The 20,145-nt window shown below is 70.2% G+C and carries 19 protein-coding genes and 1 pseudogene; 5 read left to right on the forward strand and 15 right to left on the reverse strand.

Annotation, left to right across the window (positions count from 1 at the left end; all coding sequences use genetic code 11):
- The first annotated feature begins 60 nt into the window (after positions 1-60).
- The 3 genes from cobS to F1D61_RS14805 are packed head-to-tail and all read left to right on the forward strand — an operon-like array spanning position 61 to position 1,872.
- Entirely contained in the window at positions 61-945 is an 885-nt protein-coding gene (cobS, locus tag F1D61_RS14795; RefSeq protein WP_203158659.1) for an adenosylcobinamide-GDP ribazoletransferase, read from the forward strand.
- Entirely contained in the window at positions 945-1,154 is a 210-nt protein-coding gene (locus F1D61_RS14800) for a DUF1289 domain-containing protein (RefSeq protein WP_203158660.1), read from the forward strand. Before cobS ends, F1D61_RS14800 begins: the two co-directional genes overlap by 1 nt.
- Before the next feature lie 4 nt (positions 1,155-1,158).
- A complete protein-coding gene (locus F1D61_RS14805) occupies positions 1,159-1,872 on the forward strand; it encodes a retropepsin-like aspartic protease family protein (RefSeq protein ID WP_203158661.1) in 714 nt (237 codons plus the stop codon).
- Here F1D61_RS14805 and F1D61_RS14810 read toward each other — a convergent pair.
- The 4 genes from F1D61_RS14810 to F1D61_RS14825 all read right to left on the reverse strand — a co-directional run bounded on the left by F1D61_RS14810 (position 1,867) and on the right by F1D61_RS14825 (position 7,213).
- Complete coding sequence (locus F1D61_RS14810; RefSeq protein ID WP_203158662.1) at positions 1,867-2,742, reverse strand: bifunctional helix-turn-helix transcriptional regulator/GNAT family N-acetyltransferase; 876 nt, start codon at positions 2,740-2,742, stop codon at positions 1,867-1,869. The two genes, F1D61_RS14805 and F1D61_RS14810, sit on opposite strands and share 6 nt — an antisense overlap.
- Before the next feature lie 133 nt (positions 2,743-2,875).
- Entirely contained in the window at positions 2,876-3,679 is an 804-nt protein-coding gene (locus tag F1D61_RS14815; protein WP_203158663.1) for a Bax inhibitor-1/YccA family protein, read from the reverse strand.
- Between the two features lie 235 nt (positions 3,680-3,914).
- Positions 3,915-6,497, reverse strand: coding sequence for an ABC transporter permease (locus F1D61_RS14820; RefSeq protein ID WP_203158664.1), 2,583 nt, complete (start codon positions 6,495-6,497; stop codon positions 3,915-3,917).
- Between the two features lie 20 nt (positions 6,498-6,517).
- The gene (locus F1D61_RS14825; RefSeq protein ID WP_203158665.1) at positions 6,518-7,213 is read right to left on the reverse strand and encodes an ABC transporter ATP-binding protein; all 696 of its coding nucleotides are present in this window, start codon (positions 7,211-7,213) and stop codon (positions 6,518-6,520) included.
- 174 nt (positions 7,214-7,387) lie between these two features.
- Between F1D61_RS14825 and F1D61_RS14830 the strand changes: the two genes are divergently transcribed.
- Both F1D61_RS14830 and thpR read left to right on the forward strand, forming a co-directional pair.
- Positions 7,388-8,005, forward strand: a complete 618-nt coding sequence (locus F1D61_RS14830) for an arylesterase (RefSeq protein WP_246775893.1) — start codon at positions 7,388-7,390, stop codon at positions 8,003-8,005.
- Between the two features lie 4 nt (positions 8,006-8,009).
- The gene (gene thpR / locus F1D61_RS14835) at positions 8,010-8,564 is read left to right on the forward strand and encodes an RNA 2',3'-cyclic phosphodiesterase (protein ID WP_203158667.1); all 555 of its coding nucleotides are present in this window, start codon (positions 8,010-8,012) and stop codon (positions 8,562-8,564) included.
- Positions 8,565-9,311: 747 nt separating this feature from the next.
- Here the strand turns inward: thpR and coaA are convergent.
- The 11 genes and pseudogenes from coaA to F1D61_RS14890 form a co-directional block, all read right to left on the reverse strand.
- Positions 9,312-10,319, reverse strand: coding sequence for a type I pantothenate kinase (gene coaA, locus F1D61_RS14840; RefSeq protein WP_203159084.1), 1,008 nt, complete (start codon positions 10,317-10,319; stop codon positions 9,312-9,314).
- 26 nt (positions 10,320-10,345) lie between these two features.
- The gene (locus F1D61_RS14845; RefSeq protein ID WP_048461796.1) at positions 10,346-10,669 is read right to left on the reverse strand and encodes a phosphoribosyl-ATP diphosphatase; all 324 of its coding nucleotides are present in this window, start codon (positions 10,667-10,669) and stop codon (positions 10,346-10,348) included.
- Positions 10,670-10,765: 96 nt separating this feature from the next.
- Positions 10,766-11,548, reverse strand: coding sequence for an imidazole glycerol phosphate synthase subunit HisF (gene hisF / locus F1D61_RS14850; protein ID WP_203158668.1), 783 nt, complete (start codon positions 11,546-11,548; stop codon positions 10,766-10,768).
- A 10-nt stretch (positions 11,549-11,558) separates the two neighbouring features.
- Positions 11,559-12,044: a DUF29 domain-containing protein gene (locus F1D61_RS14855; protein WP_246775894.1), complete on the reverse strand. Its 486-nt coding sequence runs from the start codon at positions 12,042-12,044 to the stop codon at positions 11,559-11,561.
- A 188-nt stretch (positions 12,045-12,232) separates the two neighbouring features.
- Positions 12,233-12,721, reverse strand: coding sequence for a DUF29 domain-containing protein (locus F1D61_RS14860; protein WP_246775895.1), 489 nt, complete (start codon positions 12,719-12,721; stop codon positions 12,233-12,235).
- A gap of 58 nt (positions 12,722-12,779) precedes the next feature.
- Complete coding sequence (gene hisA / locus F1D61_RS14865) at positions 12,780-13,544, reverse strand: 1-(5-phosphoribosyl)-5-[(5-phosphoribosylamino)methylideneamino]imidazole-4-carboxamide isomerase (protein WP_203158670.1); 765 nt, start codon at positions 13,542-13,544, stop codon at positions 12,780-12,782.
- A 43-nt stretch (positions 13,545-13,587) separates the two neighbouring features.
- Positions 13,588-14,247 (reverse strand): imidazole glycerol phosphate synthase subunit HisH, encoded by a 660-nt coding sequence (gene hisH / locus F1D61_RS14870; protein ID WP_203158671.1) that lies wholly within the window; start codon positions 14,245-14,247, stop codon positions 13,588-13,590.
- A gap of 43 nt (positions 14,248-14,290) precedes the next feature.
- Positions 14,291-14,782, reverse strand: coding sequence for a DUF2628 domain-containing protein (locus tag F1D61_RS14875; RefSeq protein ID WP_203158672.1), 492 nt, complete (start codon positions 14,780-14,782; stop codon positions 14,291-14,293).
- A 41-nt stretch (positions 14,783-14,823) separates the two neighbouring features.
- A complete protein-coding gene (gene hisB / locus F1D61_RS14880; RefSeq protein ID WP_203158673.1) occupies positions 14,824-15,426 on the reverse strand; it encodes an imidazoleglycerol-phosphate dehydratase HisB in 603 nt (200 codons plus the stop codon).
- A gap of 209 nt (positions 15,427-15,635) precedes the next feature.
- A pseudogene (locus tag F1D61_RS14885) lies at positions 15,636-18,823 on the reverse strand (efflux RND transporter permease subunit).
- Between the two features lie 98 nt (positions 18,824-18,921).
- Entirely contained in the window at positions 18,922-20,055 is a 1,134-nt protein-coding gene (locus tag F1D61_RS14890) for an efflux RND transporter periplasmic adaptor subunit (RefSeq protein ID WP_203158674.1), read from the reverse strand.
- Positions 20,056-20,145 lie beyond the last annotated feature (90 nt).

Here is a 20,145-nt window from a genome sequence, read left to right on the forward strand (position 1 = left end):
AGCAAAATGCGGGGCGGGTGCGACTCCGCACGGGTCGATGGCGTCGGGATGCGGTGAGTGATGGCGACGGAGAGGGGCGCCGGGCCCGGCCGGGCGGATGATCCGGCCGCGGGCGCAAACGTCGACGACGCGTTCGAGCCGCCTCCCCCCGCCGGCCCGTGGCCGCCGCTCCGCGACCTCGCGATCTGCCTGCGCTTCTACAGCCGCTTGCCCGTCCCGGCCCTGCCGGGCGAGACCGATCGTCACGCCGCACCCGACTTCCGCACCGTGCCCCGGATGCTGCCGATCGCCGGCCTGGTGATCGGCGCGGCCGGCGCCGTCGCGCTCGCGGCCTCGCTCGCCCTCGGGCTCGGGCCGTTCCTCGCCGCCACCCTGGCGCTCGCCTTCTCCACCCTGGTCACCGGGGCGCTGCACGAGGACGGCCTCGCCGACGTGGCGGACGGGTTCGGCGGCGGGACCAATGTGGCCCGGCGGCTCGAGATCATGCGCGACAGCCGCATCGGCGCCTACGGGGCCGCCGCCCTGGTGCTGTCCTACGCCCTGCGCATCGGGGCGCTCGCGACTTTGGCCGACCGGATCGGCTGGCGCGTCGCCCTGGCCTTCCTGGCGGCGGCCGCGCTCTCGCGCACCGCCGCCCTGTGGCCGCTCTGCCGCCTGCCCCCCGCCCGGCCGGACGGGGCCGCCCACGCGGTCGGCCGGCCGACCGGCGCCACCCATGCCACGGCCTGGGCGCTCTGCCTCGCCGTGCTGGCGGCCGGATTCCTTCTCGGCCTGCCCTGGCTCGGCCTCGGCCTCGCCGCACTCCTGGCGTTCCTCGCCGCCTGGACCCTGGCCCGGATGGCCGCCCGCCTCGTCGGCGGCCAGACCGGCGACGTCATCGGGGCGAGCCAGCAACTGGCCGAGATCGCCGCCCTCCTCGCCCTCGTGATCGCGATTCCCGCCTGATGCCCGCCTCCTCCCCCTGCATCCGCCTCTGCGTCCTCGATCCGATCACCGGCCTGTGCGAGGGCTGCGGCCGCACCGGCGCCGAGATCGGCGCCTGGGGCGCCCTGTCCGAGGCCGAGCGCCTGCGCATCATGGCCGGGCTGCCGGCACGGCTCGCCGCCGCCTATCCCGAACCGGAGCCCGAGCCGGTCCCGGCGGTGACCGCCTGATCCGATGCCGGGCGCCGTCGGCATCGGCCTCCTGCTGCTGGCCTGCGCCTATGCGCTGAACCTCGTCGGGGCGCGCGATGTCGCGGGCTTGCGCCCCGACGAGGCGGCCGGGTTCGCGGCGGCCGGCGGCGCCGCCCTGATGGTGCTCAACGGCGTCGGCAACCGGCTCCGGTCCGGGCTCGGCGAGGGCCTCGTCGCGCTCCTGCTCTGGTGCGGGATCGGCGCCGGGGCGGCCTGGCTCTACGCCCATCGCGACCAGGCCCGGGACCTGGCCTTCCGGGCGCTCGGCGAGATGAGCCCCGGCGAGCCGGTGCCCGGGCGCGGCGACGAGGTGGTGATCGCCCGCCGGGTCGATGGCGGCTTTACCGTGCAGGCCAAGGTCAACGGCCGGATGCAGTCCTTCGCCTTCGACACAGGCGCGAGCGCGGTGGTGCTCACCGCCGAGAGTGCGGCCAAACTCGGCCTCCATCCGGGGCCGGGCGCCTTCCGGGTCCAGGTCCAGACCGCCAACGGCCGCACCGCCGCCGCCCCGGTGGTGCTCGACACGGTGACGGTCGGCCCGATCACCGAGACCCGCGTCGCCGCCCTGGTGACCCGGCCGGGCGCGCTCAGCGTGAACCTGCTCGGGATGAGTTTTCTGGAGCGGCTGAACTCCTACGAGGTGCGGGGCAGCCGGTTGTTCCTCCGCGGTGCGTGGCGGACCGGATCCGCGTCATAGACGCTTCTCGAAGAAATGATCCGGGTACGGATCGTCGTTGAAGCGGTCGATCTCGACCCAGCCGGTGCGGCGGTAGAGCTGAAGCGCCTCGGTGAGGGCGCTGTTCGAATCGAGGCGCAGGACCCCGATCGACAGGTCCCGCGCGGCCGTCTCCGCCGCCTCCATCAGCCGGCGGGCGAGGCCGAGGCCGCGGGCGGAGGGACAGACCCAGAGCCGCTTGATCTCCGCCACCTCCCCGCCTTTGCCCTTGAGGCCGACGCAGCCGATCGGCAGCCCGTCCGACACGGCGACCAGGAAGGCGCCCCGCGGCCGCATCATGTCGGCGGCCTCAGGGTCACGGGAGAGGGAGACGTCGAAGCCGGTGGCGAGCCGCCGCCCCAACTCGCCGTAGTATTCCGGCAGGCAATGCAGCGCCGCCTCGGAGCGCGGGTCGGTCTCCTCGATCGCGATCCGATCGCGGCCGAGTGCCGTGGCGACGAGGTCCATGGCGCGCAGGAGTTCGTCCCCCTTGGGAAAGCGAGCCAGCAATCCTGCCGCCCGGTCGTTCGACAGGGCCTCGTAGGCGGCGAATTCCCGCCGTCCCGCCTCGGTCAGGGACGCGACCCGGCGGCGGGCATCGTCCGGGTGGGGCAGCGTGACGACGAGCCCCTCCTCCTCCAGGCTGCGCAGCAGGCGGCTCAGAAGGCCGGAATCGAGCCCGAGATAGTCGCGGATCGCCCCCACCTCCCCGCGTCCGTGCCCGATGGCGTTGAGCACCCGGGCAGTGCCGAGAGGCCGGCCGCGGCCGAGGAACGAGGTGTCGAGGGCCCCGACCTCAGCGGTGACGGCCCGGTTGAAGCGGCGGATACGGCGGACGGCATCGATCGACATTTCGCTGACTTAAGTCAGGGATATGGCGCCGTCAATCGGGGGCTCGGGGATCACGGCTACGAAAAAAGCCCCGGCGGCGAGCCGGGGCTTTCGATCGGTCGAGTGTGGGGCGGCGGACCGCCCCGAACGTCGCTCAGTTGTTCCGGTTGCCCATCAGCGAGAGCAGGAACTGGAACATGTTGATGAAGTCCAGGTACAGCGTCAGGGCGCCGAACACCGACACCTTGGCGGCGGCCTCGCCGTCGAAGTTGCCGTAGAGATACATCTCCTTGAGCTTCTGCGTGTCGTACGCGGTCAGGCCGGCGAAGATCAGCACGCCGATGACCGAGATGGCGAATTGCAGGGCGCTCGAGGCCAGGAAGATGTTGACGAGGCTCGCGATGACGAGACCGATCAGGCCCATCACCAGGAACGACCCGATGCCCGACAGGCTGCGGGTCGTGGTGTAGCCGTAGAGGCTCAGGCCACCGAACGCCGCGGCTGTCACGAAGAACACCTGGACCACGCTCGCGCCGGTGTAGCGGATCAGCAGCGTGGACAGCGACGCACCCATCACCGCCGCGAAGGCGAAGAAGGTGGTGCGGGCCGTGGCGGCCGACATCCGGTCCATCCGGAACGAGAACAGGAAGATGAAGGCGAGCGGCGCGAGCGCGATCACCCACATCAGCGGCGTGGCATAGAGCGTGCGGCCGAAGCTCGTCAGCGGGATCGAGCCGATCCGCGCCACCGCATCCGCCTGCGAGGTCGCCACCGCGAGCTTGTTGATGCCGAGTGCCACCACCCCGGAGATGCCGAGGCCGATGATCATGTTGTTGTAAACGCCGAGCATGAACGCGCGCAGGCCCTGGTCGACCTGGACCTGGCTCGGGGCGTAGCCCATCGGGCCCCCGTAGCCGTTCGCGTTGCCCTGCCGGAACGGGCTGTTCTCGAATGCCATGGGAGATTCCTTCGGAAACTCTCTAGCGTGGATGTTCCTGGTGCGAGGTTCCTACGCGACCCTCGGACGCTTCACGCGTCGGATCGGCGGCCTCGCCCTTACGAGCCCGTCCGCCTTGACCGCAATATGTGGGCGCGAGCGGGCGCGCACAAGGGCGTGAGCGGATCCGGCTTGCCCCGGACCGCGCCAAAACCAAAGGTCAATCCGCCGCAGGGAATACGAAGGATTAACATCCCTAAAGATTTCGTAGGTACTGCGCCGGCTTCTGGCTCAGGATGCGCCAGGTCCCGGCCAGTCCCAGCCCGACCGCCACGACGACCGCCAGCAGGGCCGCGAGCAGGGCCCCCGACAGGTCGAGGGTGAAGTCGAGGCGCATCACCTTGGTGAGGATGACCCAGCCGGCGAGCGTCCCGGCGAGGAGGCCGAAGACGGCCGTGGCCAGCCCGAGCGCGCCGTACTCCATCGTGTAGGCGGCGAGCAGCCGCGTCCGCGTCGCGCCCAGCGTCTTGAGCACCACCGCGTCGTAGAGCCGGGCCCGGTGGCCGGCGGCGAGCGCGCCGGCGAGCACGAACAGGCTGGTCACCACCGCCACCGCGCTGGCGCCGCGGATCGCGAAGACGAGCTTGGTCACGAGGTCGTTGACCGCATCGAGCGCGTCCTTCACCCGCACGCTGCTCACCGAGGGGAAGTCCCTGGCCGCATCGCGCAGGATCCGGGCCTCGAGGGCGGGGTCCGGCCCCTCCGGCAGGGTGAGCGTCGCGAGGTCGCTGTGCGGCGCGCCCCGGAAGGTGCCGGGCGAGAACACCATCACGAAGTTGATGCCGAGGTTGCGCCACTCGACGTGGCGCAGGTTGGCGATCGTGACGGTGAGGCTGCGCCCGAGCACGTTGACGGTGACCGTATCGCCGACCTTGAGCTTCAGGCTGCGGGCGAGCTGATCGTCGAAGGAGACCAGCGGCTTGTTCGCCTCCTCGCCCTTCCACCACCGGCCGGATTTCACCGTCGAGCCGTCCGGCAGGTCCTCGGCGTAGGTGATACCGCGGTCGCCGTCGAGCACCCAGGCGGCGTCCTCGCCGGCCTTGATCTGGCCCGCCGGCACGCCGTTCAACGCGGTGATCCGCCCGCGCATCATCGGCACCCGCTCGATCTTGCCCCGCGGCGCGGCGCGGCCGAGGAACTGGTCGAAGGCGTCCGAGTCGCGGCTCGGGATGTCGAGGAAGAACAGGCTCGGCGCCTTGGCGGGCAGCGAGCGGGTGAGCGTCCGGGTGATGTTGGCGTCGATCAGGCTCAAGGCCACCAGGAGCGTGATGCCGAGCCCGAGCGACAGCACGATCGAGGGGGTCAGCGCGCCCGGCCTGTGGAGGTTGGCCAGCGCCAGCCGCGGCGCGGCCCGGGTCGGGCGCGGCAGGCGGCGCGCCAGCGCCATCAGCCCGGCGGCGACGAGGCGCAACAGCCCGAAGGCGAGGCCCGCCGCCGCGATGAAGATCAGCGCCACGACGCGATCGTAGGCGGTGGCGAGCGCCAGGCCGACGAGGCCGGCGAGCGCGAGGCCGAGGATCGCGAGGTAGAACGGCCGCGGCCAGCGCCGGTCGGGGTCGACCGTATCGCGAAACAGCCCCGACACCGCGACGTCGTGGGCGCGGCCGAGCGGCCCGATCGCGAAGGCGAGCGCCGTCAGCACGCCGTAGAGGGCCGCGACCACGAGCTCGCCCGGCGCCAGCGTCGGGTTGAGCGGCAAGGGCAGCAGCGATCCGAAGGCGGCATCGAGCGCGAAGGGCAGCACGGCGCCGACGACGAGCCCGGCCGCGATGCCGATCCCGGCGATCAGCATGACCTGGGTGAGGTAGATGCCGACCACCTGGCGCCCCGGGGCGCCGAGGCTCTTGAGGGTCGCGATCGAGGCGCGCTTGCGCTCGACGAAGGCCCGCACCGCATTGGCGACGCCGACCCCGCCGACGAGGAGCGCGGTCAGGCCGACGAGGGTGAGAAATTGCGTGAAGCGCTCGATGCTGCGGGCGAAGCGCGGATCGGCGTTGAGCCGCGAGCGGATCTCCCAGCCGGCCTCCGGCAGGGCGGTCTTGGCCTCGGCCATGGTCTTCTCGACCGCCGCGTCGTCGCCTTCGGGCAGCATCACCCGGTAGACGAAGCGGTTGAGGCTGCCGGGCTGGACCAGGCCCGAGGCCCGGAGCGCATCGAGCGACACCATCAGGCGGGGCCCGAAGCCGATGCCGCCGGCGATCTTGTCCGGTTCGCCTACCAGCACGGTGCGCAGCTGGATCTCGGCCCCGCCGACCGTGAGGCGGTCGCCGAGCCTGAGGTCGAGGCGGGCCAGCAGCGCCGGATCGGCGGCGGCCCCGTAGACGCCGTCGCGCGCGGAAAAGATGTCGGCGGGCGCCATCGGGGGCTCGGTCGTCAGCGCGCCGACCGCCGGGTAATCCGGCCCGACCGCCTTCAGCTCGACCAGGGCCGCGCCCTTGTCCCCGGCCGAGGCCATGGCACGGGTGAAGCCCGCGACCGAGACCCGGCCGCGCCCTTCCAGAAAGGCCCTCTCCTGCGGGCTCGCCTCGCGATGGATCAGCCCGAAGGTGACGTCGCCGCCGAGGATCTTGCGGCCCTCGCGGGCGAGCCCGTCGGAGAGCGAGCGCGACAGGGAGGCGACGCCCGCGATGGTGGCGACCCCGATGGCGATGCAGGCGAGCAGCACCGTGAAGCCGCGCAGGCCCCCGCGCAGCTCGCGGAACGCGAGGCGCAGGGTCAGCGGCAGGCGCGAGGGACGGCCGGGCGTTCCGCCGGGGAGCGTGGGGAGATTGCCGTGCATGGGTCAGGCGCTCATTGGGGTCAGGCGCTCACGGCGGTATCGATCAGGCCGGAGCGCAGCCGCACCGTGCGGTCGCACAGGCGGGCGAGGCCGGGATCGTGGGTGACCAGCACCAGGGTGGCGCCGCGGTCGCGCTTGAGGGCGAAGAGCAGGTCGACGATCTGGGCGCCGGTCGCCTCGTCGAGGTTGCCGGTCGGCTCGTCGGCGACGAGGATCGCCGGTTCCGGCGCCACCGCCCGGGCGATGGCGACGCGCTGCTGCTCGCCGCCGGAGAGCTGGGCCGGATAGTGGTGCAGGCGGTGCCCCAGCCCGACCGCCTCCAGCTCCCGGGCAGCCCGTACATGGGCGTCGGCTGCATCGGCGAGTTCGAGCGGCAGCGCCACGTTCTCCAGCGCCGTCATGGTCGGCACGAGGTGGAAGGACTGGAACACGATGCCGATGCGCCGGCCGCGGAACCGCGCCAGCGCGTCCTCGTCGAGGCCGGCAAGGTCGGTGCCCTCGACCACGACCCGGCCCGAATCCGGCCGCTCCAGCCCCGCCATGGTCATCAGCAGGGTCGACTTGCCCGAGCCCGACGGACCGACGAGGCCCACCGCCTCGCCCGAGGCCACGCCGAGCGAGATGCCCTTGAGGATGTGGACCCGGGCAGCGCCGCGGCCGAGGCTGAGATCGACGCCGTCGAGCGCGATCGCCGGTCCGGTGGCCTTGTCGGTCATGGGGGAAAAGCCGATCTGTAGCGCGGCGACCGCTCATGGATCGCCGCCGGAGGTGACGTGTTGGGACGAACCTACGCAGGACAGGCGGCCCGCCGGCCCGATATGGGCCGCGCATCGATGCTTCGCCATGATGGCCGCCGCGCGGCACTCGCATTTCTGATCGTTTCGCTGCTGATGACCCTCGTGACGCCGCTCCATGCGCAGGATGCCGGCGCGGCCAAGGCCCGCGCCTTGAACCTCGTCGCGCTCGGCGACAGCCTGACGGCGGGCTACGGCCTGCCGGCGGCCGCCGCCTTCCCGGTCCAGCTCGAAGCGGCGTTGAAGGCGCGCGGCCACGCGGTCACGGTCGCCAATGCCGGCGTCTCCGGCGACACCGCGACCGGCGGGCTCGACCGGGTCGAGTGGTCGGTGCCGGACGGGACCGACGGGGTGATCCTCGAACTCGGCGCCAACGACATGCTGCGCGGCACCGACCCGGCCGTGACCGAGAAGGCGCTCGACGCGATCATCGCGAAGCTGAAGGCCCGCGGCATCCCGGTGATGCTCGCCGGCATGCGGGCGGCGCCGAATCTCGGGCCCGATTACGGCAGGCGCTTCGACGCGATCTATCCCCGGCTCGCCGAGCGTGACGGCCTCGTCCTCTACCCGTTCTTCCTCGACGGCGTCGCGGGCGATCGCAGCCTGGCGCTCCCGGACGGCCTGCATCCGACCAAGGAGGGCGTCGCGAAGATCGTCGCCGGCATCCTGCCGCGCGTCGAGGAGTTCCTGGCCCGCCTGCGCAAGGGAGCCTGAATCCATGCCGCGCCTGTTCACCGGGATCGAGGTCCCGCCCGAGACCGGGCTGGCGCTCACCGCCTTCCGCGGCGGCCTGCCCGGGGCCCGCTGGGTCGAGCCCGCCGATTACCACGTCACCCTCCGGTTCATCGGCGACGTCGAGGGCGGGCTCGCCGAGGAGATCACCGAGGCCCTGGCCGACATCCGGCCGCGCCCGCCCCTGACCCTCGTCCTCGACGCGCTGGCGGTGTTCGGCGGCGAGAAGCCGCACGCGCTGTTTGCCCGCGTCGTGCCCGATCCCGCGCTCGCCGAGTTGCAGGCGGAGCACGAGCGCATCCTGCGCCAGCTCGGCGTCGCGCCCGACACGCGGCGCTTCACACCCCACGTGACGCTCGCCCGGCTCAAGCGCGGCGCCGGCCCGGACGGGGTGGCGCAGTACCTGGCGATGCAGCCGGTGTTTTCGCGGTTGTCGTTCACGGCGGAGCGGGTGGCGCTGTACTCGGCGCGCGACTCCGTCGGCGGTGGGCCCTACATGGTGGAGGCGGCCTATCCGCTGGGCGAGGACGACGAGATGTGAGCCCCCGAAAGGGGGATGGTGGTACAATCGAACTGGTATAGGGTGGTGCGACTGTCCTCCCTAAGAGGCGCGCGCCCACGCCGTTCACCTCCACCTCCACCTTCGACCTTGGCGTGGGCGCTTCCTTATCTGGCGATCGGCTTGAGCGGGTTCGGCTCGCCGGCGGTGGGCCTGACGGAAAATTACTCTAAAACCGAATCGACAACGCTATTCCCGAGTAATTTCGGATATTTCCCGACATCATTGCAAGATTTGGGAAGGGAAAGATTCGCGCATTGTCTGGCTCGATGCAGATCCAGCTATCAGGGCCTGTTTGAGCAGAGTAATTTGACAAAAATCGAGAAGAATTAGGAGATATCCTACCCTTCCACCTCATCCTGAGGTGTTGGCGATCAGAGATCGCACGCGATCGCAGATCGACTGACCTCGAAGGAGGGCTCCAGAAGCCTCGGCGATCCCTGGAGCCCTCCTTCGAGGCTCACTTCGTTCGCACCTCAGGATGAGGTTAGAGGGTAGGATGATCCCGCCGGCCTCAAATCTTGGGTGGAAGTCCTGCTCAAACAGGCTCTCAGCATGAGATTAGAGGCTGAGATGAACATAACATCATCCAGATGATTTGTAGAAAATACTGTTCAAGCAGGCTCGCAGAGCGTGCCTTGATTGGTCTGCGTCCCGGATCGATCGGCGCAACCGCGCATTGAGGCTCTCAATTTCGGGACGGCGCGGCCAATCCTGCCGCACCGCCCCCTACAACCGCCGCAACGCCACGCTCTCGATGCGGTGGCTCGCGCCCTTGGCGAGGATCAGGCTGGCGCGCTGGCGCGTCGGCACGATGTTGTCGCGCAGGTTCAGCAGGTTGATGCGGTTCCACAACCCGTCGGCGATGGTCAGCGCCTCCTCCTCGCTGACCTCGGCATATTTGCGGAAGTAGGAGAGCGGATCGCGGAAGGCGGTGTGGCGCAGGCGCAGGAAGCGGTTGACGTACCAGCGGTGCAGGTCTTCCTCGTGGGCGTCGAGATAGACCGAGAAGTCGAAGAAATCCGACACGAAGGGAATCGCGGTGCCGTCCCGCGGCAGGCGGGCGGGCTGGAGCACGTTCAGCCCCTCGACGATCAGGATGTCGGGCCGGTCGACCACCGTGGTCTCCCCCGGCACCACGTCGTAGACGAGGTGGGAGTAGAGCGGTGCCGCGACGTGGCGCTTACCGGCCTTGATGTCGGCGAGGAAGCGCAGCAGCATCGCGCTGTCGTAGCTCTCGGGGAATCCCTTGCGCTCCATCAGGCCGAGGCGGTTCAGCTCGGCGTTCGGGAACAGGAACCCGTCGGTGGTGACGAGGTCGACCTTCGGGGTGTTGGGCCAGCGGGCGAGCAGCGCCTTCAGCACCCGGGCGGTGGTCGACTTGCCGACTGCCACCGAGCCGGCGACCCCGATGATGTAGGGCACCTTCACCTCGCGCTCGGCGAGGAGGAAGCGCTGGGTCGCCTTGAACAGGCCTTGCGTCGCCGCGACGTAGAGCGAGAGCAGCCGCGACAGCGGCAGGTAGATCGCGATGACCTCTTCCAGCGAGATCGGATCGTTGAGGGATTGCAGCCGCATCACGTCGTCGGCCGTGAGGGTGAGCGGCGTGTCGGCGCGCAGGTGCGCCCATTCCTCGCGGGCGAAGACCCGGTAGGGCGAGAGGTGGTCGGTCGCCTCGTCGAGGCTTGCCGCCAGCTGCGCCGCGCCGAGGGTCGGGGCCGGACCGCCACCGGTCATGCTGGCATCGGTCATGCTGGCGTTGGTCATGCCGGCCTCCTCGCCGCCTTCTCGGCGATGCCGCTCTGGGCCGTGCGCCGCTCCAGTTCCGCCATCACCGCGTCCAGCGGCACCTCCGCGGCCCTGAGGACGACCAGCAGGTGGTAGAGCACATCCGCCGCCTCCGCCGTCAGCCCGTCGCGGTCGCCCTGCACCGCGGCGATGGCCGCCTCGACCGCCTCCTCGCCGAGCTTCTTGGCCGGCCGGGCCGGCCCGCCCGCGACGAGCTTGGCGGTGTAGGATTCCTCCGGCGAGGCCGCGGCGCGCTCGCGGACGATGCGGTCGAGGTCGGCGAGGGTGAAGGCGGTCATGCGGCTGCCAAATGATGTGTCCGGGTCAACCCTGGGGCCGGCCGTGCAGGGTGGTCAAGCGGTTCCCTTGCCAGGTCCCGCAATGATTGCCGACGATCAGGGCGTGGGATCGAGCCGCATCGCCAGGCCCGCCGCCGCCATGTGGGCCTTGGCCTCCGCCACGGTGTGCTGACCGAAATGGAAGATCGAGGCGGCGAGGACCGCGCTCGCCCCGCCGTCGCGCACCCCCGCCACGAGGTCGTCGAGACCGCCGACGCCGCCCGACGCAATCACCGGGACGTTGACCGCGTCGCTGATCGCCCGGGTGAGCCCGATGTCGTAGCCCGAGCGCATCCCGTCGCGGTCCATCGAGGTGACCAGCAATTCGCCCGCCCCCTTCCCGGCCACGAGGCGGGCGAAGTCGATCGCGTCGATCCCGGTGGGCTTGCGGCCGCCATGGGTGAAGATCTCCCAGCGGGCCGGCTCGCCCTCGCCGGAGACGCGCTTGGCGTCGATCGCCACGACGATGCATTGCGCGCCGAACTTTTCCGCCGCCCGCGCCACCAGGTCCGGGTCGTTCACCGCCGCGGTGTTGATCGAGACCTTGTCGGCCCCGGCGAGCAGCAGGGTGCGGATGTCCTCGACCTTGCGCACCCCGCCGCCGACGGTGAGCGGCATGAAGCAGGCCTCCGCCGTGCGGCTGACCGCGTCGAGCAGGATGCCGCGCGCCTCGTGGCTCGCCGTGATGTCGAGGAAGCAGAGCTCGTCGGCCCCGGCGCGGTCATAGGCCTTGGCGGCCTCGACGGGATCGCCGGCGTCGCGCAGTTCGAGGAACTGCACGCCCTTGACGACGCGGCCGTCCTTGACGTCGAGGCAGGGGATGATGCGGGTCTTGAGCACGGGCGCCGTTTCAGGAGTTCGAGTCGATGGGGAAGTCGCGCGTGAGCATGTCGTCGCGCGTGTAAGGGCATGTCTCGGGAAAGGTCCGCAGCGGGAGACCGGTCTCCCGCGCGGCATCGACCCGGGCGCCGCGATAAGCGCGGGCCATCGCGTCGTCGAGCCGGCTTTTCAGGCCGGGGCTGTCGGCGAGAATGTCGGCCGCCTCGTCGCGCTGGTCACGGATCGACAGTGCCCAGCTCCTCGTCTGCCGCGCTGGCTGGTGGTCGAATTTCAGCATATGCAGCAATACGACCCGCCAGGCGCTGACGAGGCTCCTCAGTTCGGAGCGCCCCAAGCTCTCGATCTCCTCCGCCAGATGCTCGCGGTCGAGGGCGGAGAGGTCACCGGCGCGCAAGGCCGCGGCCTGCTCCATCGCCCAGCCGTACATGTCGTCGGCATAAGCCGTTGCCGGGCACAAGGCCGATCGCGCCGGCTCCGGCTTGGATTTACGGGTCACGGCTGTCACGTTGTCACACGCCTTTCGGAAAGCCGTCGCCATCCTATCACGCGGCAAACTCGTCCGCCTCAACCTGCCCGGGCGCATGCCGTCCGCGCGATGGCGATCGGCGCCTGCATCGAGTCGATCCGGCCGTCCTTGACGTCGAGGCAGGGGATGATGCGGGTCTTGCGCACGGGATGCTGGCTCTACTCGTAGAGGAAGGGGATTGACATCGCCTCGTCGCGCGTGAAGGGACAGTCGATCGGAAATATTGCCGGAGCGAGGCCGGTCTCGCTGATCGCATCGTGCCGCGCCTGCAGATAGGCGCGCTCGAATGCTTCGTCGAGACGCGACTTCAAGCTCGGGTTGTCGGCGATCGTCAAGCTCACATGCTTGCGATGTGTCGAGATCGAGACGGCCCAACTCGCGCAGCGATGGCTCGGCTGATGCTGCCACTTGAGCATGTGAAGCTGGACCAGGGCGTAGAAGCTGACGAGGCGATTGAACTCCGACCGGCCCAAGCTCTCGATCTCCTCGGCCAGGTTCTCACGATCGAGCACCGACAGATTGCCGGCGCGCAGAGCGGCAGCCTGCTCCATCGCCCAGCCGTAGATGTCTTCGGCATAGGCGGTCATCGGCAGCGGGGGAGCCGGCCGAGCAGGAGCCGGCTTGGATTTACGGGTCGCGGCGGTCACGTCGTCTCACGCCTCCGGATAGCCGCCTCGATCCTATCACGAGGCGGGCTCCTCCGCCTCACTCCGGCGCCTGGGCACCCTTGCCCTGCGCCGCTTTCACCCGCGCGATGGCCGCCAGTGCCTCCTTCGGGTCGATGCGGCCGTCATAGAGGGCGCGACCGGTGATGGCGCCGGCGAGGCTCGCGCAGTCGGGCTCCAGGATGCGGTGCACGTCCTCGATCGAGGCGAGCCCCCCCGAGGCGATGACCGGGATCTTCACCGCCTGGGCGAGGCCCAGGGTCATCGGGATGTTGAGGCCCTTGAGGATGCCGTCGCGGGCGATGTCGGTGTAGATGATCGCGGCGACGCCGGCATCCTCGAAGCGGCGGCCCAGCTCCTCCGCCGTGACCGTCGAGGTCTTGGCCCAGCCCTCGACCGCGACACGCCCGTCCTTGGCGTCGATGCCGACGGCGATCTTGCCGGGGAAGCGGCGGGCGGCCTCGCGCACGAAGGTCGGGTCCTTGACTGCGGCGGTGCCGATGATGACCCGGCTGACGCCCTTGGCGAGCCAGCCCTCGACGGTGCGCATCTCACGGATGCCGCCGCCGAGCTGCACCGGGATCGTCACCGCGGCGAGGATCGCGTCGACCGCCGCGGCGTTCATCGGCGCGCCCGCGAAGGCGCCGTCGAGATCGACCACGTGGAGCCAGGGAAAACCCTGCTCCTGGAACGTCCCGGCTTGCGCCGCCGGATCGTCGCTGAAGACGATGGCCTGCGCCATGTCGCCCTGCACGAGGCGGACGCAGCGCCCTTCCTTGAGATCGATGGCCGGAAACAGGATCACGCGTCGTCACCGCAAGGCTTGAGGATGGGGGAGCCCGGCGCCGTCAGGGGCGCCAGCGCAGGAAGTTGCCGATCAGCCGCAGCCCGAGGGTCTGGCTCTTCTCGGGGTGGAACTGGGTGCCGGCGATGGTGCCGCGGGCGACCATGGCGGTGACCGCGCCGCCGTAATCGGCGGTGGCGACCACGTCGCCGGGCTCGGCGGGCGCGAGCGCGTAGCTGTGGACGAAATAGGCGTGCAGCCCGTCCCCGCCGGTCGCGATGCCGTCGAGGAGCGGGTGGGCGCGGTTCGCCGCGAGGGTGTTCCAGCCCATATGGGGCACCTTCAGCCCGGGATCGGACGGCCGGATCGGCGCCACATCGCCCGGAATCCAGCCGAGGCCGGGCGTGACCTCGTATTCGAGGCCGCGGCTCGCCAAGAGCTGCATGCCGACGCAGATGCCGAGGAACGGCCGGCCGCGGCCATGGGCCGCCTCGGTCATCGCCTCGACCATGCCGGAGACCGCGTCCAGGCCCCGCCGGCAATCGGCATAGGCGCCGACGCCGGGGAGCACGACCCGGTCCGCCGCCGCGACGATCTCCGGATCGGAAGTGACGACGATGCGGGCATCGGTCCCGGTTTCGCGGGCGGCGCGCTCGAAGGCCTTGGCGGCCGAGTGCAGGTTGCCCGAGCCGTAATCGATGATGGCGACTTTGTCCGCGCTCAACGGAGGTCCTCCCGGGTCGCGGTGGTCGATGTGGAGAGTTCGCTCACCGGGGGCTCTGCGCCTCCGGGAACAGGCCCAGAGCCGGGCTCGCGGCGCGGCCATTCGCCGGGGTCGCCGGCCGGGGCGCCTCGGATCCGAGGCGCGCGCCCTCGGCGCGCAGCCAGCGGGCGACCACCTTCACCTCCGCCTCGCGCACGTCCGAGGCCGTCACCGCGTCGCGGATCGGGCGGCCGGTGCGGGCATAGGTCCAGCGCCGCAGCGACGAGGCCTCGAGCCCGATGAGCCAGGACAGGAGCACCGCGATCACGAAGCCCACCGCAGGGTGCAACCCGAGCGTGAGACCGACGGCCCAGACGACGATCTCGGCGGCCAGCACCAGGAGGCCGGCGAGCCAGAGGCGGTGCCAGAAGAACCACAGGGCCGAGAACCAGAAGGCCGGCCACACGAAGGCATCCGGCACCAGCTTGGCGCGGTCCAGGGCCTCCGGCTCGCCGGGATCGACCTCGTCGGGAACGTGCAGGGTGTAGGTGGTCATCCGGCTCCCCCCGGGTTTCCGTCGTTGCGGCGTCTGCGGCCCTAGAGCGAGCCCTTGGTCGAAGGCACCCGGCCCCCTTCGCGGGGATCGACCTCGACCGCGTGCCGCAAGGCACGTGCCAGACCCTTGTAGCAGCTCTCGGCGATGTGGTGCTGGTTGTCGCCGTACAGCGTCTCGACGTGCAGCGTGATCCCGGCATTCATCGCGAAGGCCTGGAACCACTCGCGCACTAGCTCGGTGTCGAAGACGCCGATCTTCTCGCGGGCGAACGTGGTGCGGAACACCAGGAACGGCCGGCCGGAGATGTCGACCGCGACCCGGGTCAGTGCCTCGTCCATGGGCAGGTGCAGGTCGGCGTAGCGGCGGATGCCGCGCTTGTCGCCGAGCGCCTGGGCGAAGGCCTGGCCCAGCGCGATGCCGCAATCCTCGGTGGTGTGGTGCTGGTCGACATGGAGGTCGCCGGTCACCTTGACGTCGAGGTCGAACAGGGCGTGCCGGGCCAGCAGCTCCAGCATGTGGTCGAGGAAGCCGACGCCCGTCGCGATGCTGGCCTTGCCGGTGCCGTCGAGGGTGAGCGCGACGCTGACGTCGGTCTCGGCGGTGCGCCGGTCGACGCGGCCGGCGCGGGGGGAAGAGTCGGTCATCGCGGGTGTCTGTCGCCAACGGAAACGGGCTGCCTTGTTAAAAGGCAGCCCGCGGAAACGCCAGGGGGGTTCTCGGCCGGGTCCCCGTCTCTTGTCCCCGGCCCCCCAAGGCTGTTCGAGAAAAAGAAGTGGTGCGGGTCATTCCCTCCCCCTCTGCGGGGAGGGAGTACCCGCGCCATGTCTGTCCCGGCAGCGAAGGCGAAAAAGCCTTACCGAGCCGGCTCGGGCTCCCCGTGGTGGTCGTCCACCCCGCGCCAGCGGTTGATCCGGATCGAGATGTTGCGGATCACCACGTAGAAGACCGGGGTGAGGAACAGGCCGAAGATCGTGGCGCCGAGCATGCCGAACAGAACCGCCGTGCCCAGCGCCTGGCGCATCTCGGCGCCGGGACCGGTGGCGAAGGCGAGCGGCACCACGCCGAGGATGAACGCGAAGGCGGTCATCAGGATCGGCCGCAGGCGAAGCCGGCAGGCCTCGACGGCGGCGGCGACGGGGCCGCGGCGCTCGCTCTCCTCGATCTGATTGGCGAACTCGACGATCAGGATCGCGTTCTTGGCCGCGAGGCCGATGAGCACGATGAGGCCGATCTGGGTCAGGATGTTGTTGTCCTGCGCCCGGAACTGCACGCCGGCTAAGGCCGCGAGCACGCCGGTCGGCACGACCAGCAGGATCGAGAGCGGCAGCGCCCAGGATTCGTACTGGGCGGCGAGCACCAGGAAGACCAGGAGCACGCCGAGCGCGAAGACGTAGATCGCCGTGTTGCCGACCGCCTTCTCCTGGAACGCGATGTCGGTCCACTCGAAGCTCATGCCGTCGGGCAGTGTCTGGCGGGCGAGCTTCTCCATCGCGTCGAGGGACTGGCCCGAGGAGATGCCCGGCTTCGCGTCGCCCTGCACCGGGATCGAGTAGAACAGGTTGAAGCGCTGGACGATCTGGGGCCCCGAGATGTCGCGGATGCTGGCGAGCGTCCCCATCGGCACGAGCGCGCCGGTCGAGGAGCGGACCTTCAGCCGCTCGATGTCCGACTTCTCCATCCGGTACTTGGCGTCGGCCTGGGCCCGGACCTGGTAGACGCGGCCGAAGGTGTTGAAGTCGTTGACGTAGGCGCCGCCGAGATTGACCTGGAGCGTCGAGAACACGTTGGCGAGCGGCACGTTCAGCATCCGCGCCACGGTGCGGTCGATGTCGAGGTAGATCTGCGGCGTGTCGTTGCCGAAGGTGGTGAAGACGCGGGTGAGCGCCGGGTCGCGGTTGGCCGCGCCGATGAGGTCGCCCGAGACCTGGAGCAGACGGGCGATGTCGGAGCCCTCGCGGCTCTGGACCTGCATCTTGAAGCCGCCGGCATTGCCGAGGCCCCGGACCGGCGGCGGCGGGATCGCGATGATCCGCGCTTCCTGCATCGGCGCGGTCTTGGCGAGCACGGCCTGGAGGATCTTGCCGGCGGTCAGGCCCTTCTCCAGCCGCTCCTTGAAGGGTTTGAGCGGCAGGAACATCACCGCGCCGTTGGTGGTGTTGGTGAAGGTCGCGCCGTCGAAGCCGGCGATGACGACGGTGTTGCCAACGCCGTCGATGTCGAGGGAGCGGCGCGACACCTCCTGCACCACCGCGGTGGTGCGCTCCAGCGACGAGCCCGGCGGCAGCTGCACCACCACCAGCAGGTAGCCCTGGTCCTGGAGCGGGATGAAGCCGGTCGGGGTGGTGCGCACGAGGTGGAGCACGCCGTAGATGACGCCGGCATAGAGCAGCAGCATGGCGAGCAGCGGTACCAGCCGCCCGGTCAGGAAGCGGATCGCCGCCGCATAGGCATTCGCCGTGGCGTCGAAGGCGCGGTTGAAGGTGCCGGCCGCCCAGGCGCCGAACCGGGCCAGGAAGAAGCGCGGCCGGTGGTGCTCGGAATGGGGCTTGAGGAGCAGCTTGCAGAGCGCCGGCGACAGCGTCAGCGAGTTGAACATCGAGATGATGGTCGAGGCCGCGATGGTCAGCGCGAACTGCCGGTAGAACTGGCCCGAGATGCCCGGGATGAAGGCGGTCGGGATGAACACCGCCGACAGCACCAGCGCGATGGCGACGACCGCGCCGCCGACCTCGTCCATGGTCTTGTGGGCCGCCTCGCCGGGGGACAGCCCCTCGGCCATGTTGCGCTCGACGTTCTCCACCACCACGATCGCGTCGTCGACCACGATGCCGATGGCGAGCACGAGGCCGAACAGCGTCAGGTTGTTGAGCGAGAAGCCGAGCAGCGCCATCACCGCGAAGGTGCCGATGAGCGAGACCGGGATCGCGATGATCGGGATGAGCGCGGTGCGCCAGCTCTGGAGGAAGACCAGGATCACCACGACGACGAGGACGACCGCCTCGCCCAGCGTCTTGTAGACCTCGTGCACCGATTCCGCGATGAACTCGGTCGGGTTGTAGGCGATCTTGAACTCGAGGCCGGGGGGGAAGTCCTTGGCCAGGGTCTTCATCAGCGCCTGGACCTGCTCGGCCGCCTCGAGCGCGTTGGTGCCGGGCCGCTGGAACACGCCGATGCCGATCGCCGGCTGGCCGTTGAGGAACGACTTCGTCGTGTAGTCCTTCTGGCCGAGCTCGACCCGGGCGATGTCGGAGACCCGGACCAGGCGCCCGTCGGAGGCCTTGACGATGACCTTGCGGAACTCGCTCGGATCCTGGAACCGCCCCTGCGTCTGCACGGTGAGCTGGAACGCCTGGCTCGCGGGGCCGGCGGCGCGCCGAGCGCGCCTGAGGCCACCTGGACGTTCTGCTCCTGCAGCGCGTTGATCACGTCGGTGGTCGAGAGCTGATAGGAGGCGAGCTTGTTCGGGTCGAGCCACAGCCGCAGCGCGTATTCCGAGCCGCCGAACACCGTGATGTCGCCGACGCCGTTGAGGCGCAGCAGCGGATCGCGCAGGCGGAGATAGATGTAGTTCGCCAGATAGTTCTGGTCGAAGGTGCCGTCGGGCGACAGCACGTGGACGACCATCATCAGGTCGGGCGAGGACTTGCGGACCGTGACGCCGAGGTTGCGCACGTCGCCGGGCAGGCGCGGCTGGGCGACCGAGAGCCGGTTCTGGACCAGCACGTTGGCGATGTCGAGGTTGGTGCCGAGCGCGAAGGTGACGGTCAGCTGCATGTTGCCGTCGTTGGTCGACAGCGACGACATGTACAGCATGTTGTCGACGCCGTTGATCTCCTGCTCGATCGGCGTCGCGATGGTCGCCGCCACCGTCTCGGCATTGGCGCCCGGATAGGAGGCGCGCACCACCACGGTCGGCGGCACGATCTCGGGATATTGCGAGACGGGCAGCGAGATGTACGAGACGTAGCCGATGATCAGGATGACGATCGAGGTCACCGAGGCGAAGATCGGCCGGTCGACGAAGAAATGGGCAAAACGCATCGGTGGGCCTCTCGCGCCCTCACGCGGGCGGGGCGCCCCTCGCGGGGCACTGGCGTCCTGACGGGAGCGCCGCCCGGTCGGGGCGGCGCGTCTTGGGATTACTCGCGGACCGGCGGCAATTCCTTGACCTCGGGCGTCACCTTGGCGCCCGGACGCACCCGGGTGAGGCCGACGATCACGATGGTCTCGTCGCCTTTCAGCCCGTCGCGTACCACCCGGTAGCCGTCGATCTTGGGGCCGGGGCGGATGTTGCGCGGCTGGACGACGTTGTCGGGCCCGACCACGTAGACGAGGCGCTTGTCCTGGTTCGCCGCGATCGCGTCGTCGGGGATCAGGACGCCGCGATAGGGCTTGGAGGCCGGCATGCTGACGATGCCGAACAGGCCCGGCTTGATGAACCGGTCCGGGTTCTCGACGGTGGCGCGCAGGAGCACCGTGCCGGTCGCCTCGTCGATCCGGTTGTCGACGAAGTCGAGCATGCCCTTGCGGGTCGGCTTGGCCTCCCCGGTCAGCGCCACCAGGATCGGCGCGGTGTGCTCCTTCTGGGTCGCGCCCATGCCGATCTTGAGCGTGTTCTGGTAGGCCAGGAACGAGCGCTCGTCGACCGTGTACGAGAAGTAGATCGGGTCGAGCGAGACGATGGTGGTCAGCATCGTCTGGTCGGTGATGACGATGTTGCCCTCGGTCACCAGGCGCTGCGAGATCCGCCCGTCGATCGGGGATCGCACCTCGGTGAAGTCGTAGTTGAGCTGGGCCTGGCGCAACGCCGCGGTCGCGCTGTCGACGTCGGCCTGGGCGGTGAGCGAGTTCTGCCGGCGCTGGTCGGTGACCTGCTCGGAGATGTTGCCCGACCGGCTGAGCGTCTGGGCGCGCTCGAGATCGGTCTGGGTGAAGTTCAGCCGGGCCTGGGCCGAGGCCAGGGCCGCCGTCGCCTGGTCGAGGGCCGCCTTGTAGGGCCGCCGGTCGATGGTGAAGAGCAGCTCGCCCTTCTTCACCACGGCGCCGTCCTGGAAGTGGATCTTTTGCAGGTAGCCGGTGACCCGGGCCCGCACCTCGACGTATTCGATCGCGTTGAAGCGGCCGGTGAAGTCGTCGTGCTCCACCACCTCCTTGACCACGGGCTTGGCGACCGTGACCGTCGGGGGCGGACCGCCGGGGGCCTGGGCCCGCGCCGGGATCCCGGCCATCAGCAGGAGCGCCGGGATCACCGCCGCCAGCCTCAGCCTGCGCATACTCGTTCTCCCGTTCATCTCGTGCATGCCGCCCGCCGGACGCGCGAGACGATGGGCCGGGGCGCATCCGCGTCGAGGGGCTTGGCCGTC

This window comes from Methylobacterium aquaticum (assembly GCF_016804325.1).
Lineage (GTDB): Bacteria > Pseudomonadota > Alphaproteobacteria > Rhizobiales > Beijerinckiaceae > Methylobacterium > Methylobacterium aquaticum_C.